The 16,321-nt window shown below is 72.9% G+C and carries 14 protein-coding genes and 1 riboswitch; of the genes, 6 read left to right on the forward strand and 8 right to left on the reverse strand.

Annotation, left to right across the window (positions count from 1 at the left end; genetic code table 11):
• Nucleotides 1-14 precede the first annotated feature (14 nt).
• Nucleotides 15-1,106 carry a PLP-dependent cysteine synthase family protein gene (locus ABZ573_RS01060; RefSeq protein ID WP_358114455.1) on the forward strand — a complete coding sequence of 364 codons (1,092 nt, stop codon included), beginning with the start codon at nucleotides 15-17 and terminating at the stop codon, nucleotides 1,104-1,106.
• Nucleotides 1,107-1,188: 82 nt separating this feature from the next.
• Here the strand turns inward: ABZ573_RS01060 and ABZ573_RS01065 are convergent, their stop codons facing one another.
• The 4 genes from ABZ573_RS01065 to ABZ573_RS01080 form a co-directional block, all read right to left on the reverse strand.
• Nucleotides 1,189-1,818 carry a putative glycolipid-binding domain-containing protein gene (locus ABZ573_RS01065; RefSeq protein ID WP_358114458.1) on the reverse strand — a complete coding sequence of 210 codons (630 nt, stop codon included), beginning with the start codon at nucleotides 1,816-1,818 and terminating at the stop codon, nucleotides 1,189-1,191.
• Nucleotides 1,819-1,918: 100 nt separating this feature from the next.
• Nucleotides 1,919-3,814, reverse strand: a complete 1,896-nt coding sequence (locus ABZ573_RS01070; protein WP_358114461.1) for a DEAD/DEAH box helicase — start codon at nucleotides 3,812-3,814, stop codon at nucleotides 1,919-1,921.
• Nucleotides 3,815-3,929: 115 nt separating this feature from the next.
• Complete coding sequence (locus ABZ573_RS01075; protein ID WP_358114464.1) at nucleotides 3,930-4,421, reverse strand: hypothetical protein; 492 nt, start codon at nucleotides 4,419-4,421, stop codon at nucleotides 3,930-3,932.
• A 1,212-nt stretch (nucleotides 4,422-5,633) separates the two neighbouring features.
• A complete protein-coding gene (locus ABZ573_RS01080; protein WP_358114467.1) occupies nucleotides 5,634-7,229 on the reverse strand; it encodes an NlpC/P60 family protein in 1,596 nt (531 codons plus the stop codon).
• Between the two features lie 241 nt (nucleotides 7,230-7,470).
• Between ABZ573_RS01080 and mqnE the strand changes: the two genes are divergently transcribed.
• From mqnE to ABZ573_RS01095, 3 genes are read left to right on the forward strand one after another with little or no spacing between them, the layout of a single operon-like run.
• A complete protein-coding gene (gene mqnE, locus ABZ573_RS01085) occupies nucleotides 7,471-8,640 on the forward strand; it encodes an aminofutalosine synthase MqnE (RefSeq protein WP_132232180.1) in 1,170 nt (389 codons plus the stop codon).
• Nucleotides 8,641-8,663: 23 nt separating this feature from the next.
• A complete protein-coding gene (locus tag ABZ573_RS01090) occupies nucleotides 8,664-9,086 on the forward strand; it encodes a hypothetical protein (protein WP_327030250.1) in 423 nt (140 codons plus the stop codon).
• Between the two features lie 43 nt (nucleotides 9,087-9,129).
• Complete coding sequence (locus tag ABZ573_RS01095; protein ID WP_327030251.1) at nucleotides 9,130-9,405, forward strand: DUF4229 domain-containing protein; 276 nt, start codon at nucleotides 9,130-9,132, stop codon at nucleotides 9,403-9,405.
• 99 nt (nucleotides 9,406-9,504) lie between these two features.
• On the opposite strand, the gene ABZ573_RS01100 is transcribed toward ABZ573_RS01095, so the two are convergent.
• The 4 genes from ABZ573_RS01100 to ABZ573_RS01115 all read right to left on the reverse strand — a co-directional run bounded on the left by ABZ573_RS01100 (nucleotide 9,505) and on the right by ABZ573_RS01115 (nucleotide 12,926).
• Nucleotides 9,505-9,657, reverse strand: a complete 153-nt coding sequence (locus ABZ573_RS01100) for a hypothetical protein (protein ID WP_358114471.1) — start codon at nucleotides 9,655-9,657, stop codon at nucleotides 9,505-9,507.
• Between the two features lie 226 nt (nucleotides 9,658-9,883).
• Nucleotides 9,884-10,699, reverse strand: coding sequence for a hypothetical protein (locus ABZ573_RS01105; RefSeq protein WP_358114474.1), 816 nt, complete (start codon nucleotides 10,697-10,699; stop codon nucleotides 9,884-9,886).
• A 218-nt stretch (nucleotides 10,700-10,917) separates the two neighbouring features.
• Nucleotides 10,918-11,424 carry a SigE family RNA polymerase sigma factor gene (locus ABZ573_RS01110; protein ID WP_358114477.1) on the reverse strand — a complete coding sequence of 169 codons (507 nt, stop codon included), beginning with the start codon at nucleotides 11,422-11,424 and terminating at the stop codon, nucleotides 10,918-10,920.
• A 143-nt stretch (nucleotides 11,425-11,567) separates the two neighbouring features.
• Entirely contained in the window at nucleotides 11,568-12,926 is a 1,359-nt protein-coding gene (locus tag ABZ573_RS01115; protein ID WP_327030254.1) for a C39 family peptidase, read from the reverse strand.
• A gap of 212 nt (nucleotides 12,927-13,138) precedes the next feature.
• Here ABZ573_RS01115 and ABZ573_RS01120 point away from each other — a divergent pair, with 212 nt between their 5' ends.
• Both ABZ573_RS01120 and ABZ573_RS01125 read left to right on the forward strand, forming a co-directional pair.
• Nucleotides 13,139-15,016 carry a M14 family metallopeptidase gene (locus ABZ573_RS01120; protein WP_358114480.1) on the forward strand — a complete coding sequence of 626 codons (1,878 nt, stop codon included), beginning with the start codon at nucleotides 13,139-13,141 and terminating at the stop codon, nucleotides 15,014-15,016.
• A gap of 167 nt (nucleotides 15,017-15,183) precedes the next feature.
• Nucleotides 15,184-15,263: riboswitch (cobalamin riboswitch) on the forward strand.
• 111 nt (nucleotides 15,264-15,374) lie between these two features.
• A complete protein-coding gene (locus ABZ573_RS01125; RefSeq protein WP_327030256.1) occupies nucleotides 15,375-16,313 on the forward strand; it encodes an ABC transporter substrate-binding protein in 939 nt (312 codons plus the stop codon).
• The last annotated feature ends 8 nt before the right edge of the window (nucleotides 16,314-16,321 follow it).

Genomic DNA, 16,321 nt, shown 5'->3' on the forward strand with positions numbered 1-16,321 from the left:
GCTAAGTTTCGAACGTGACTCACATCGACCGGTGCGACGAGGCCAGCCGGCGCTGGGTGACCGAGGCGATCGCCGCCGTGGAGGCGGACGCCAACCGCTCCGCCGACACCCACCTGCTGCCGTTCCCGCTGCCCCGGTCGTGGGGGATCGACCTCTACCTCAAGGACGAGTCGGTGCACCCGACCGGCTCGCTGAAGCACCGGCTGGCCCGTTCGCTCTTCCTCTACGGGCTGTGCAACGGCTGGATCGGCCCGGAGACCACGATCGTGGAGGCGTCCTCCGGCTCGACGGCGGTCTCCGAGGCGTACTTCGCGCGGATGCTGGGGCTGCCGTTCATCGCGGTGATGCCCGCCTCCACCTCGCCGGAGAAGATCGTCCAGATCGAGTTCCAGGGTGGCCGCTGCCACCTCGTCGACGACCCGGCCAAGGTGGTCGTGGAGGCCCGCTGGCTGGCGGAGGACTCCGGCGGGCACTTCATGGACCAGTTCACCTACGCCGAGCGCGCCACCGACTGGCGGGGCAACAACAACATCGCCGAGTCGATCTACGCGCAGCTCGCCCTGGAACGGCACCCGGTGCCGGCGTGGGTCGTGGTGGGCGCCGGCACGGGCGGCACCAGCGCCACCATCGGCCGGTACGCCCGCTACCAGCGGCTGCCCACCAAGTTGTGCGTGGTCGACCCGGAGAACTCCGCGTTCTATCCCGCCTGGCAGGCCGCCGACTGGTCGGTGCGCACCGGGCGGGGCTCCCGCATCGAGGGCATCGGCCGGCCGACCGTCGAGGCGTCGTTCGTGCCGTCGGTGGTGGACCGGATGGTCCAGGTCCCCGACGCCGCCTCGCTGGCCGCCATGCGCGCCGGCTCGGCAGTGCTCGGCCGCCGGGTGGGCGGCTCGACCGGCACCAACCTGTGGGGCGCCTTCGGGCTGATCGCGGAACTGCTCGCCGAGGGCCGCACCGGCTCGGTGGTCACCCTGATCTGCGACGCCGGCGACCGCTACGCCGACACCTACTACTCCGACGACTGGCTGGCCGCCCAGGGACTGGACCTCACCCCGCACCTGGCGACCGTCGAGCGCTTCCTCAGCACGGGCGCCTGGCCGGCCTGAGCCGCCTCGCGGGCCTGAGCCGGCGGAATGGCTGAGCCAGCCTGGCCGGCCCGGGTCGTCGGGGGAGGCGCCCGCAGCCCGGTCAGCGCGGGCCGACGCGCTCGGCCAGCCCGGGGTAGCGCACCACGTAGCCGTCGCCGTCGAGGTCGATGTCGGCGGTGAAGGTGTCGCTGGTGAAGCGGACCCGGCCGGGACCGAGCGGGGTGTAGACCTGCTCGGCGGGCACCACCAGCAGGCTGGGCACCAGCACCCAGGCGACGTCGATCCGGTGCGGGGTGTCGGCCGCGGCGCGGGGCAGCCCGAGCCGGCGCACCGGTAGCGCGTTGAACAGCGCCGCCCCGCCGAGGTCGACGTCCACCGCCCCGGCCAGCCGGTCCGGGTCGTCGGTGCCGGGCAGCCCGACCGGCGGGTGGCCGGCCGCCCGCAGCGCCGCGTCCAGGTCGCCCTGCTCGGCGGTGGTCACCCGCCACCCGTCGGTCACCCGCTCCAGGCGTACGCTCCGCAGCCACCCGGTGCCCTCCGCCTCGACCTCGACGCGGAGGGTGGCCCACTCGGGGTCGGTGGCGAGCTGGTAGCGGCAGGTGTAGGGGATCGGGTCGACGGCCGTGAGCGTGCCCCGCGCCGTCAGTCCACGGCCGTCGTCGAACAGCGCGTGCTCCGCGCCGGCGGTGTCCGTCCGGGTCCAGAAGAGCGACTTCGGCATGGTCGGCATGAGCCGGACGTTACGCGACCCGGCCGGCACCGGCAGCGGATGCGCGAACGCCGCCGCGGAGCCTGGGCCCCGCGACGGCGTTCGTGGATGACGCTGTCGGTCAGTGGGTACGCGCCGGCGGACGCCCGCCGAAGCCCCGCCGGTCGTCGCGCGGCCGGTCGTCGCGCCCCCGGCCCTCGGGCCGGAAGCCGCCCCGGTCGCCGAAGCGCCGCTCACCCTGCGGCCGGTCACCGTAGCCACGGCTGTCCGTGGACCGGTCCCCGTAGCCACGGCTGTCGGTCGGGCGGTCGGAGTAGCCACGGCTGTCGGTGGGCCGGTCGGAGTAGCGGCGTTCGCCCTGGGGGCGGTCGCCGTAGCCGCGGCTGTCGGTGGGGCGGTCGGAGTAGCGGCGTTCGCCCTGGGGCCGGTCACCGTAGCCACGGCCGTCGGCGGGCCGGTCGGAGTAGCGGCGCTCGCCCTGCGGGCGGTCGCCGTAGCCACGGCCGTCGGTCGGGCGGTCGCCGTAGCGCCGCTCGCCCTGGGGCCGGTCACCGTAGCGGCGCTCGCCCCGGGTGTCACGGTCGCCGTAGCGGCGCGGGCCGCCCGGCCGGTCGCCGTGCCGGCGCGGTTCCTCGGCCTCGATGCGCACCGGGACGCCGCTCGGCTCACGGGCGCCGGTCAGCTCGGCGAGCGCCGGGTCGCCGACCCGCACCCGGGTCTCGGCCGGTGCCACGCCGGCCTTCTCCAGCATGGCGAGCGTGGTCCGCCGCTGCTTCGGCAGCACCAGCGTGGCCACCGCGCCGGACTCGCCGGCCCGGGCGGTACGCCCCGCGCGGTGCAGGTAGTCCTTCGGGTCCTTCGGCGGGTCGACGTGCAGCACCAGCGAGACACCGTCGACGTGGATGCCCCGGGCGGCCACGTCCGTGGCGACCAGGACGTTCACCCGTCCCTCACGGAACTCGGCCAGCGTGCGGGTACGCATCCGCTGGGTCTTGCCGCCGTGCAGCCCGCCCGCCCGTACGCCGACGGCGGCCAGCTGCTCGACCAGCCGGTCGACGCCGAGCTGGGTGCGGGCGAAGACCATCGTCCGACCGTCCCGGGCCGCGATGGACGCGGCGACCGGGAACTTGTCGTGCGGCGGGATCAGCAGCATGTGGTGGTCCATGGTGGACACCGAGGCGGTGGACGGGGCGGTGGAGTGCGTCACCGGGTCGGTCATGAACCGCTTGACCAGCGCGTCGACGTCGCCGTCCAGGGTGGCCGAGAAGAGCAGCCGCTGGGTGCCGGCCGGCGTCTTCGCCAGCAGTTCGGTGACCTCGGGCAGGAAGCCCATGTCGGCCATCTGGTCGGCCTCGTCGAGGACCGTGACCTCGATGTCGTCCAGGTGGCAGACGCCCCGGGCGATCAGGTCGCCCAGCCGGCCCGGGGTGGCCACGATGATCTCCACCCCGCGCCGCAGCGCGTCGATCTGCCGGTCGTACGGCACGCCGCCGACGGCGGTCTTCAGGAACACGCCGACGGCCTTGCCGAGCGGCATCAGCGCGTCGTTGACCTGCATCGCGAGTTCCCGGGTCGGCACCAGGACCAGGGCCCGGGGGCGCAACGGCCGGGCCCGGTTGCGGTCGGCCACCAGGGCCAGCAGGGGCAGGCCGAAGGCCAGGGTCTTGCCGGAGCCGGTCTGGCCACGGCCGAGGACGTCGCGGCCGGCGAGCGCGTCGGGCATGGTGGCGCGCTGGATCTCGAACGGGGTGGTGATGCCCTGCCGGGCGAGCGCCTGGACCAGCGGCTGGGGCAGCCCCAGCGCGGCGAAGTCGGTGGCCTCGGGCGTCACCGGGGCGGCCGGGTCCTGGACGGTGCCGTCCCGCTCGACGGCGGTCTGCGCGTCGGCGGTGTCGAGGGCGGGCAGGAACGTGCTGGGTTCAGCAAAGGTCGTCAAGAAATGCCTTTCGAGCGGGGCGCATCTTCGCGATGGCCTGCCGCAGCTGAACGCCGCCGAATCGCCCGCAAGATCGCCCATGGGCGCGCAGGGCGCGCCGGGTCAGTGATCCCCACCAGTGTACGGCGACAGGGCGAACCCGCCACCCGACCACGGACGGGTAGTGGGCGGGCTCACCATCGACGTCGTACGCGGCTCACTTGTTCAGGACGCCGCCCACCAGCCCACCCACCGTGTCGTTGGCGAGCAGCACGACCAGCACGCTGATCGCCACGAGCAGGCCCAGCGAGGCGGCCAGGACGACCACCACCTTGGCGGTGCTGGAGCGCTGCTCGGTGGGGGTCTCCGTCCAGCCCTGGGCCAGGATGTGCCCGGTCAACGAGCCGGAGTTCTCCACCGGGTTGTTCGGGAACGACACTGTGCTGAAGCCCGGGCCCTCGGTGCCGGCTCCGGCGCCCGCGCCGTAGATGGTGCCCAGGTCGGGTCCGCCGTCGTAGCGGCCCGCGGGGGCGCCCCCGGCCTGCCCGACGCGCGTGGCCGAGCCGCCGCCGTCGACGCGACCGCTCAGCCGGCGTGCCTCCCGGGGCGCGGTGGCCGGCTCGGCACCACCGGGCCGGCGGTCACCCGGGTTGGTGGGCGGCGGCCAGCCCGGCAGTGCGGGAGCGGGCACCACCGGCGGCCCGGACACCGGAGGTGCGGAGAACGGCGGCGCGACCGCCGGAGGTGCGGAGAACGAGGGCGCGCTCGTCGGAGGCGCAGAGAACGGCGGCGCGACCGCCGGAGGTGCGGAGAACGGCGGCGCGGATGCCGGCGGTGCGGAGAACGAGGGCGCTACCGCCGGGGGCGCGGAGAACGGCGGCGCGGATGCCGGAGGTGCGGAGAACGACGGCGTGACCACCGGCGGCGCGGAGAACGGCGGCGCGCCCGCGACGGGGCCCGGTGCCGGTCCGGCGCTCGCGGCGGCCGTGAGGGGCGGCGGCGGGAACGGTGGCGCCGGCGTCGGGCCGGGCGGGGGCGGCGGGGCGGGCACCGGCGGCCCGGGTGGCGGCGTGGGCGGACCCGGCACGGGCGGTACCGGTGCCGGCGGCCTGGGCCCCGGTCCCGGGGGCACCGGGCCGGGCGGGTAGGGACCGGGGACCGGCGGCGTCGGGGCCGGGACGGGAGGGGCCGGCGACGGCGGGTTCGGACCAGGTACCGGCGGAGTGGGGGCCGGCGCCGGCTCGGGCTCCGGGACGGGCGGGGTCGGCGGCTGCGCCGGCTCCGGCGGCTGGGCGGGCTCCGGCGGCTCCGGGTTGACCGGCGCCGCCCGGTAGATCCGGGCCTCGCCCGTCCGGGAACGGATGGCCCCGGCCTCGTCCGCCGAGATCCGCCGCATGCCCGGTACGGCGGCGCTGGCCCGCGCCCCCGCCGTGCCCCGCTGACCGGGGACCGGGGTGGCCGCCGGGGCACCCGTCCCGGCGGCCCGGTAGGTGGTGCCGGCGCTCGGGCCGGTCGGCGGCACCGCCTCGCTCCCGCCGGGCGCGGCGGCGGTGGCCACGGACACCCGGCCCCGGGCCGGCGCGTCGGGCTGTCGGCGTACGTCGTCGGAGGGCGGCTCGGTCGACGACCCGGACGGCCCCGCCGCGCCGTCGGCTGTGGCCGGCGTCGGTGCGCCGACGGACGTCAGGGGATGCGGTGCCCCGGCACCGCTCCGGTCGGGCGCGGATCCGTGGTCGACCGGCTCCGCCGGAACCTCTTGCTCGGCCATGCTCGCCCTCCGCGCACGCTCGCGCCCGGATCCGCGACATCGGACCGGGCGTGCCTGTCTGTCACCGTGCCACATTCCGGCCCGACGGCACAGCCGGAGCGTGTTCCGGGGGCGATGTCGGGCCGATCCCGTCGGTCGGCCCGGGGACCGTGGTCAGCTGCCGGAGCTCGCCGAGGCGGTGGCCGACGTGCTGGCCGAGGTGCTGGCCGCCGGATCGGAACTGCTCTGCGCCGTGGTCGGCGCCACACTGCCCCCCGAGGGGCTCGGCGACGAGGCGTCCGAGCTGCTCGGGGACGGCGACGGCGAGGTCGACGTGTCGGGCGTGGGCGTGGGCGAGGGGGTGCCGGTCGGCGTCGGGGACGGCGAGGTCGACGGTGACGTCGACGGGCTCGGCGACGGCGAGGTCGGCGAGGTCGGCTTCGGGCTGGTCGGCGGCTTCGTCGCGGGCGGCTTGCTCGGCGTCGGCGTCGGCGATGGGGTGCTGACCGGTGCGGGCACCGCCCCGATGACGCGGGTGGCGGCGTAGAGGCGCGACCAGCGCACGGTGGAGATCTTCACCACGTCGCCGGTGGTCGGCGCGTGGATCATCTTGCCGCCGCCGACGTACATGCCCATGTGGTGGATCGTCGTCCAGCTGGTGCCGGAGGCGAAGAAGAGCAGGTCACCGGGGAGCAGCGCGGTGCGGGACACGGTGCGGGACCGGGTGGCGTAGTACTGGTCCCGGGAGACCCGGGGCAGCCCGTAGTAGCCCGCCGACCGGTAGGCGGCGTAGATGAGGCCGGAGCAGTCGAACCGGTCCGGCCCCTCGGCGGCCCACAGGTAGGGGTCGCCGAGCTGCGCCTTGGCGTACGCCAGGGCCTTCAGCGCCGTCGGGTGGGCGGCCAGCCCGTTGGCGGTCTCGTTGCCGAGGTAGCCGGCGCCGAGGCGCTGCTCGGCGGCCTCCTGCTGGCGTTCGATCTCGACGAGCTGGGCGGCGTTGTCCCGCTTCAGCTTGTCCAGCTTCTTCTCGGCCGCGCGCAGGGCCTTCTCGCCGGCGGAGTATTCCGTCCTGGCGCCCGTGAGGCGGGAGTCGGCCGAGACCATCGCCTGGCTGGCGGCCTGCTCGCCGGTGCGGGCCCGGGACACCTCGCCCTGGGCGGCGGTGGTGCCGCCCTCGGCCTTCTCGCCCCGGATGATCCGGGAGAGCCGGCTCAGTTCGTGCAGGTCGTTGGCGAACTCGCCCGGCGGGAGGGCGGCGGCGGCCTTGAAGGCGCCTGCGGCGGCGGCGTCGGCGCCCTCCTGGGCGCGCGCCACCGCGTCCCGGGCGAGGGCGAGGTTGCGCTCGGCGGTGGCACGCTGCGTCTCGGCCTCGGTGCGCTTCTGCTGGAGCAGGAGCAGCTGGTCACGGAGCTGCCCGACCTGGGCCTCGGCGGCGTAGATCTGGGCGGCGAGCGGGCCGTTGCCGACGTTGCCGCCCGGCACGCCGGGGACCGTGCCCGGCAGCCCGGGGACCGTGCCCGGCAACCCCGGGACCGTGCCCGGCAACCCCGGGACCGGCGTGCCGCCGGGGAGCTGGAGCTGGCCGCTGTAGGACGGCCGGGACCCGGTGTCGGGGACGCTGGTGGGCAGCGACGGGTCGGCCTGGACCGGGTTGGCGAGGACCGTGGCGGCGACGGCGCCGAGCAGGGCGGACCAGAGCGCCGGGCGCAGCACCGGCGAGATCACCGGACTCCGCCGTCGCTGCCGTCGCCCGTGCCTGCTGTCGCCCATTCCGCTCCCCGTCCGGCCTGCGTCGCCGCGCCGGGTGGGCGCGGCCGTCGGGACGCTACCAGTGTGTGGCGAACGTCCCACCCTGTCTTACCGCACCCAGGCAACGATGTCGATGCGTCGGCAGGTAACAGGAGCCTGAGAGTTCGGTGAACCGGCGCACGGGGGCCGACCATGCTGCGGCGGCGTCGGCGGGCCGACGTACGCTCGATTCCTACCGCAGGTGGAAGGGACGTGGCTTTCGATGGACGCCGGACTCAAGCGTGAGCTCGAAGCGAAGGTGTACGCCGGCGAGCGGCTGACCCGTGAGGACGGGATCGCCCTCTACGACAGCGACGACCTCGCGTGGCTCGGCCGGCTGGCGCACCACCGGCGCACCGAGCTCAACGGCGACCGGGTGATGTTCAACGTCAACCGGCACCTCAACCTGACCAACGTCTGCTCCGCCTCGTGCGCGTACTGCTCGTTCCAGCGCAAGCCGGGCGAGAAGGACGCCTACACGATGCGCATCGACGAGGCGGTCCGCAAGGCCAAGGAGATGGAGGACGAGCAGCTCACCGAGCTGCACATCGTCAACGGCCTGCACCCGACCCTGCCCTGGCGCTACTACCCGAAGGTGCTGCGCGAGCTGAAGGCGGCGCTGCCGAACGTGAAGCTCAAGTGCTTCACCGCGACCGAGGTGCAGTGGTTCGAGAAGATCAGCGGGCTGAGCGCCGACGAGATCCTCGACGAGCTGATGGACGCCGGCCTGGAGTCGCTGACCGGCGGCGGCGCGGAGATCTTCGACTGGGAGGTCCGCCAGCACATCGTCGACCACGCCTGTCACTGGGAGGACTGGTCGCGGATCCACGCCCTGGCGCACAGCAAGGGCATGAAGACCCCGGCGACGATGCTCTACGGCCACATCGAGGAGCCCCGGCACCGGGTGGACCACGTGCTGCGGCTGCGCGAGCTCCAGGACGAGACCGGCGGCTTCGCGGTCTTCATCCCGCTGCGCTACCAGCACGACTTCGTCGACTCGGCGGACGGCAAGATCCGTAACCGGATCCAGGCCCGGACGACGATGGCGTCGCCGGCCGAGTCGCTGAAGACCTTCGCGGTCTCCCGGCTGCTCTTCGACAACGTCCCGCACGTGAAGTGCTTCTGGGTCATGCACGGGCTGTCGGTGGCCCAGCTCTCGCTCAACTTCGGCGTCGACGACCTGGACGGCTCGGTCGTCGAATACAAGATCACCCACGACGCCGACTCGTACGGCACCCCGAACACGATGCACCGGGACGACCTGCTGCACCTGATCTGGGACGCCGGCTTCCGTCCCGTCGAGCGGAACACCCGCTACGAGGTGGTCCGCGAGTACGACGCCCCCGCGTCCCTGGCCGAGCGCCGCGCCGAGCCGCAGCAGGTCTGGGCCTGAGTCGGCACGTACCCTTCCAGACCATGACCGAGCAGCGGAGCGGATTCCCCCGGCGGGACGCCGAGGGGCGCATCCTCACCCTGGGCGACCTGCTCGGGGTGAGCCTGGCCGGCCTGGTCATCGGCGTGCTGGCGGTGGTGCTGTTCGACTGGGCGTTCGCGCTCATCGGCAGCGGCGAATTCGGGCGGTCGAGCGGCTGGCTGGCGATCATCCTGCCGGCCTGGCTGTTCTGGGACGACTTCCGCGCCTGGGAGTTCGGCGCGGCCCGGGTGGTGTCGGCGCTGGCGGCCGCCGCCGTGGGCGTGGTCGCCGGGCTGGTGGTGGCCGGCCTCGCCGCCGGTCTCCCGCCGCTGCTCTCCGGTGGGCTGGGGGCGGCGACCTTCACCCTCGGGTACGCGGTGGTCTGGTTCCACGGCGTCCACTGGCTGGCCCGCCGGACGGGCTGAACCTGCCGCCGGAACTCCGGCGGCGGAGAACGGAGTGCGGAACGTGAGCGCGGCGGTCAAGTACACGCTGGGCCGGCTCGGCCTGTTCGTCGCCGTGCTGGCGGCCCTCTGGCTGGTCGAGATGAACATCTTCATCAAGCTGATGGTGGCGCTGGCCTTCTCGGCCGCCCTGTCGTTCTTCCTGCTCAAGGGCTGGCGGGACGAGATGGCCGAGGAGATGGCCACCGCCGCCGAGCGTCGTCGCGCCGAGAAGGAGCGGCTCCGCTCCGCCCTCGCCGGCGAGGACCAGGACCGGGAGGCGCCGGGGCCCTCCAACTAGCGCCTCGGCGATGATCCCCGCCTGCTCCGGGCCGACGTCGGCGGGCGCATCACGGCCGTGCTGGCGGATCCTGGCCAGGGGCGGCCGGCGGCCGGACCGTCAGACTGTCAGGTGCCACATCAGCAGCACGCCGGGGATCAGCCCGGACAGCGACAGTGTGAGCACGGCGAGCACGAGGCAACCGGAACTCTTCGGGTGGTAGGTCTGCCCGGTGTTTATGTCGCGCCTCGAATCGGAGTTCGGAAGGCGCATGGTCTTCCCGGCGTTAATGTCGTCTCCCGCCTCCCGCCCCCAGCAGTACATGCATTCGCCCGCGTAGTTCTTTGATCGCCCGCACCTCGAGCAGTCCGCCACATTCGCCTCCTTCGATGAGGCTGCAAATGTAGTCCACTGTTGCCATCGCTTCCGGCCTGATCTCCAATCGCACAGCCGCAGGACGAGCGACGGTGGAATCCGCCCTGTCGGCGCTGCGGTGGTGTCACCAGGTGTCGGGGTTGTCGAGGTCGCGGACCGGCTGGTACCCGCTAAGAATCGTCAGGCCTTCCGGCTCGGTGTAGCCGTTCCCCCAACCCTTGAGGAACGCCTCGACGACGCACGGCTCGACGAACATCTCCAGCACGTCGCTGCCCTGCCGGCGAGCCCGGTAGGGCCCTGCGACGAGGTCGGCTTCCCTGGCGTCGCGCCCCGGCACGGGTTGCGCCCGAACCGTCAGCCAGCGCCCGGAATCGTCCCCTACCGTCAGCGAGGCCTCATCGAAGGAGCCGTGCTCCGACCGGGAAAGCGTGACCGAGCATCCGAGCAGCCGCCCACCCGGCGGCAGTGACCGCAGGCGGAACGGCACCACGCAGCGGTGGGCGCCGTCGAACCGGACGCGACTCGCCGCGTCCGTCGCCTCGTCGCGGCCGGTCGCGTAGATGTCGAGCTGAGCCCAGAGCCCGTCAACGGGTTGCCAACGGACGAACCACAGCTTCGTATCGAGCCAAGCGACCCCCGGGCGGCCTCCGACTCGCACATCGGTCGGCGGCTGCGGTCGCCCCGCCGACGACAGCGTCTGCTGTAGCCCGTCGAGCGTCGCGACGCTGCGCGCCAACGCGAACCGGGCCTGCCCGGTCGGGCCCCGGAACTCGACGCTCTCGACCCCACGGCCGGCGCTCCAGGTCGCGGACGAGGCGCCGCTGACCAGGCTGTCGGTCGTGAAGTGCACCACGCCGGGATCGGCCCCCACGACCTCGGGCCGTGCGATGGCGCCGGGCTGGCCCGGTGCGTCCGGCAGCACGAGTGCCGTGGCCGACATGGTCCCGCCATCGGGTGCCCGACCGGACGGAATCACCATGACCGCCGCGGCCAGGACGACGCACGCCGCTGCCGTCCCCCCGGCGGTCAACCAGCGGCGGCGCAGTCGGAGGCGGTGGCCGCGACGCCGGGCGTGTTCCACGATCGGCGCGGGGTCGATGTCGCCGCCCGCGTGGTGCTTGAGCGTCGTGGCGAGCTGCTGATCGAGGTTGCTGGACATCAGAACTCTCCTCCTGTCCGGGCGGAGGTGGATGCGAATGCTTCCTGCCGCTCGCGGAGTGCCGTCAGGGCCCGCTTCGCGTGGGTACGGACTGTGCCGGTGGAGCAGTCCATGATCTCGGCGATCGACGCGTCGTCGAGATCCTCGTAGTAGCGCAGGACGATCACGGTGCGTTGACGCGCCGGCAGGGTGCGGACGAGCCGCCACAGAGCGTCGCGTTCGGCGACACCGGCGGCCTCGTCCGTGGCGCCCGGCCGATCGTGCACGTCGGCGACGGAGATCTCCTGGCTGCTGCGCCGGCGCCACCACGAGTGGTGGGCGTTGACGAGCATCCGTCGGACGTACGCATCGGGCCGATCCGTCCGGGAGATGCGCGCCCAGCGGGCGTACGCCCTGGCGAGGACATCCTGAACCAGGTCCTCGGCCCGATGCTCGTCACCGGTCAGCAACCGGGCGAGCCGCACCAGCGCCGAAGTGCGGGCGAACGCGTACTCCTCGAACGTCACGCCCTATCAACGTCGCAAGTCGGCCAACCCGTAGACATCCGGCCAGCATCTCTCGAAGGACGGGACTCGTCCGGAACGGCCGAGGGGCCCGGTCGCCGGCCTGAGCCGGGCGACGCGGACCCCTCGATTGGGTCGGTGTCAGGTCACCAGTTGGTGGAGCCGGCCACCTTCGGCCACGGCTTCGTCGTGGGCTTGATCAGGTAGACGACGCCGCCGGGGCCGCCGGACACCCCGCCGCTGGCGTTGATCCGCTTGGTCCGCAGCCAGATCTGCTCGAACTGCTCACGCTTGTAGACGTTGCGCACCACGTCGTTGCTCGACGAGGCCGGGTCGTTGACGATCACGTCGCCCTCGGCGGTGAAGCCGACGATGACGAACAGGTGTCCCGAGGTGCCGTAGTTCGCCCCGTCCAGCTCGCTGGCGAGGAAGGACTGGCTGGTCACGACCGGGATCCCGGCGGCGATGAAGCGCTCCACCTCGTCCAGCGAGTGCAGCCGGGTGACCCGTCCCTCCAGGCCGGGGAAGCTGGCGGCGTACGCGGTGTTGAAGGGCCAGTTGCCGGCGCCGTCGTACTGGTAGTCGTAGACCATCCGGGCGGCGTGGTTGACCGTCGGGTCCGGGTAGGTCGGGTCGACCCAGGAGGTCTCCTCCTCGGACGCCTTGCGGCCCCAGTACTCGATCACCATCGTGGTGGACGTGGGGGAGCACCAGGCCTGGCCGCCGCCGTCGTACTCGGGGTAGTGGCCGGCGTGGACGTTCTGCGAGTAGCGGGGGACGCGGAGTTCCTTGCCCCAGGCGATGCCGCCCTTGCTCGGCTCGACGGTGAACCGGTCGGGGACGTTCGAGCTCATCGCCCCCAGGGTGTGGACCACCGGCGCGGCCTGCTGGCCCGGCGCCCGGTAGAGGGTCAGCCGCAGCTGGTACCCCCGCAGCAGCACCCCGACGGAGGCGTCGTCGATGCTGAAGGTGTCGGTCCAGATGGTCGACCAGGGGTCGCCCTGCCGGTTGACGCTGGTGCGCTTGATGTCGGCGTCACCGGAGGCCCACCGGCCCATCACGTACCACTTGGTCTGGACGCCGGTGTTGTACGTGCCCTGCATCTCCACCTGGATCCAGGTGCCGGCCGGGGTCTTCGCGTTCCACGAGGCGATCAGCTCGGTGGCGTCGAACCCGACCTGGGTGACCGGGGAGGTCCAGGTCGCGTACTCCCAGCTCTTGGTGACGCCGGTGTGCGGGTCGGTGTAGTCGGTGGTGCCGAGCGGCCGGGCCAGCGTCACGCCCGGCCGGAGGCCGGGGACGGCCTTGGTGCCGGCGTGGGTGCCGCGACGCCAGTCGGGGTAGCGGGACCAGTCCTGGAAGGTGATCTGTTCGTCGTGGACCACCGGTCGTTTGGTCGACGGGGCCGCGACGGGTGCGGCAGCGACGGCGGGTGCCGCGGTGCCGAGAAGGGAGAGTGCGGTGGCGGCCGCGAGGGCGGCCGTACGCAGGCGTGTTCTGGCCATGGGTCCTCCGCAGGGACGGACGATCGTTGCGGGTCAGTGTCCCGCTCGGAAGGAACTTTCGCCAGAGGTCGACAGTTGGAAAATCATTGCCGATGTGAGGATCAGGATGACATGCAAAGTGGGCAACGATGGATGTTGATATGACCATGTGAGCGGTGGTGAAGTGTCCTCCACCGAGCGGGATCTCCTCCCGCCCCCCGAGGAGGTTGTCCATGGCCTTCCGCAACACCACCCTCCGCCGTCGCCTGGCGGTCGCCGTAGCAGCCGGGTTCGCCCTGCTCACGGTCGCCGCCGCGCCGGCCACAGCCCGGCCGGCCCCGGACCGGGCCGACTCCGCGGCGGCGTCGTACCGGGTGCTCGGCCCGCGTACGGTCGACGACCGCACCGCCGTCGCCGGCACCGGCGCCGCCATCGACTTCGTCGAGCACGGCGTGCTGAACGTCTCGGCCACGCCCGCCGAGGCGGCGGCCATCACCCGGCTCGGCTTCCGGCTGGAGGCGGTCCCCGCCCCGTCGGCCGACGGGCACGACCACGCCGAGGGGGACGTCGGCACGGCCGCCTTCCCGCCCGCCGACTCCAACTACCACGACTACGCCGAGCTGACCGCCCTGGTGAACAAGGTGGTCGCGGACCACCCCTCGATCGCCCGGAAGATCAGCATCGGCTCCTCGTACGAGGGCCGGGACCTGATGGCGGTGAAGATCTCCGACAACGTCGCCACCGACGAGAACGAGCCGGAGATCCTGTTCAACTCCCAGCAGCACGCCCGCGAGCACCTGACCGTCGAGATGGCGGTCTACCTGCTCAACCTCTTCACCGACAGCTACGGCAGCGACTCCCGGATCACCAGCATCGTGAACAGCCGGGAGATCTGGATCGTGCCGACGGTCAACCCGGACGGCAGCGAGTACGACATCGCCACCGGCTCCTACCGCTCCTGGCGCAAGAACCGGCAGCCGAACAGCGGCTCGACGGCCGTCGGCACCGACCTGAACCGGAACTGGTCCTACCAGTGGGGCTGCTGCGGCGGCTCGTCCGGCTCGACCTCGTCGGAGACCTACCGGGGCCCGTCGGCGTTCTCCGCGCCGGAGACGCAGGCGCTGCGGAACTTCGTGAACAGCCGGGTCGTCGGCGGCACCCAGCAGATCAAGGCGAACATCGACTTCCACACGTACTCGGAGCTGGTGCTCTGGCCGTTCGGCTACACGTACAACAACACCGCTCCCGGGATGTCGACGGACCAGTACAACACCTTTGCCACGCTGGGCCAGCAGATGGCCAACACCAACGGCTACACCCCGCAGCAGTCCAGCGACCTCTACATCACCGACGGGGACAGCATCGACTGGATGTGGGGCCAGCACGGCATCTGGGCGTACACGTTCGAGATGTACCCCGGCTCGGCCGGCGGTGGCGGCTTCTACCCGCCCGACGAGGTGATCCCCGCCCAGACCTCGCGGAACCGGGAGGCGGTTCTCCTGATCAGCGAGTACGCCGACTGCCCGTACCGGGCCATCGGCAAGCAGGACCAGTACTGCGGTGGTGGCGGCGGCACCACGGTCTGGTCGGACACCTTCGAGACGGCCACCGGCTGGACCATCAACCCGAACGGCACCGACACCGCGACCGCCGGGGCGTTTGAGCGGGGCGCCGCCCAGGCGACCAACTCCAGCGGGGCGAAGCAGCTCGCCCCGTACGCTGGCGCCAACGACCTCGTCACCGGTCGGCTGGCCGGCACGGCGGCCGGTGACTACGACCTCGACGGCGGCGTGACCAGCGCCCGGTCGCCGGCGGTGACCCTGCCGTCGAGCGGCACGCTGACGCTCTCCCTCGCCTGGTACCTGGCCCACGGCTCGAACGCCTCGTCGGCCGACTACCTCCGGGTGAGCGTGGTGCACAACGGCGGCACCACGGCCCTGTTCACCCAGTCCGGGGCGGCCACCAACCGCAACGGCGCCTGGGCGGTGGCCAACGCCAACCTCACCCCGTACGCCGGTCAGTCGGTGCGGATCCTCGTCGAGGCGGCGGACGCCTCGGGCGCGAGCCTGGTCGAGGCGGCTGTGGACAACGTCACCATCACCAGTTCCTGACCCGGCGGGGCCCCGTTCCGCCCCTGGCGGGGCCCCACCACCCCGTTCCGCAGACGTCGATCCAGGGCGTGTCGCCGCCGTTGGTGATCAACGAGCGCCGATGCGCCCTGGATCGTCGAGGCACGTCCGGGGCGTGCGCTACGGTTCTACCGACCACGCGCAGCGAAGCCGGTGCGAAACCGGCGCTGTCCCGCAACTGTGATGACCCGCCACCGGCCGCACCCGGGCGTGGCGGGGACGAGCCAGGTCGCCTGCGTCCGTGGTCGCGACACGCGCTCTCGAGGAAGGGCGCCTCGCGGACGGGCGCCACCGCTCCCTGTCGGCGAAGCACCACGCTCCTCGACCGACAGGAGGACCCGTGCTCAGACGTACCCCCCGGCTCTTCGCCGCGACCCTCGCGGTGGCCGCGCTCGCCCTCGGCGCCTGCGCCGAGAAGAGCTCCGACGACACCCCCGCCGCCGGCGCCAGCTCGGCCGGCGCCGCCTTCCCCGTGACCGTGGGCACGGTGACGCTGGAGAAGCGGCCCGAGAAGATCGTCTCGCTCTCCCCGTCGGCCACCGAGATGCTCTTCGCCATCGGCGCCGGCAAGCAGGTCACCGCCGTCGACGACCAGTCGAACTTCCCGGCCGACGCGCCGAAGAGCGACCTCTCGGGCTTCACCCCGAACGCCGAGGCGATCGCCGGCAAGAGCCCCGACCTGGTGGTCCTCTCCGACGACCGCAACAAGATCGTCGATCAGCTCACCGCGCTGAAGATCCCGGTCTACCAGACCCCGGCCGCGACCACGCTCGACGACAGCTACCGGCAGATCACCGAGCTGGGCGCCCTCACCGGCCACGCGGACGAGGCCGCCGACGTGACCAAGCGGATGAAGGACGACATCACCAAGCTGGTCGCCGACCTGCCGAAGCGCGCCGAGAAGCTCACCTACTACCACGAGCTGGGCCCGGAGCTCTACACGGCCACCAGCAAGACCTTCATCGGCTCGCTCTACACCATGGTGGGCCTGGAGAACATCGCCGACGCGTCCGACGCCGACGGCAAGCAGGGCGGCTACCCGCAGCTCTCCCAGGAGGTCATCGTCAAGGCCGACCCGGACTTCGTCTTCCTCGCCGACACCAAGTGCTGCAAGCAGAGCGCGGAGACGGTCAAGGCGCGCGCCGGCTGGTCGGGCGTCACGGCGGTCAAGAACAACCAGGTCGTCGGCCTCGACGACGACGTCGCCTCCCGCTGGGGACCCCGCGTGGTGGACCTGCTCCGCGTGATCGTCGACGCCACCGCCAAGGTCCCCGCGTGACCCGCACC

It is taken from the genome of Micromonospora sp. NPDC007220 (assembly GCF_040634035.1).
Classification (GTDB): Bacteria; Actinomycetota; Actinomycetes; order Mycobacteriales; family Micromonosporaceae; genus Micromonospora; species Micromonospora reichwaldensis.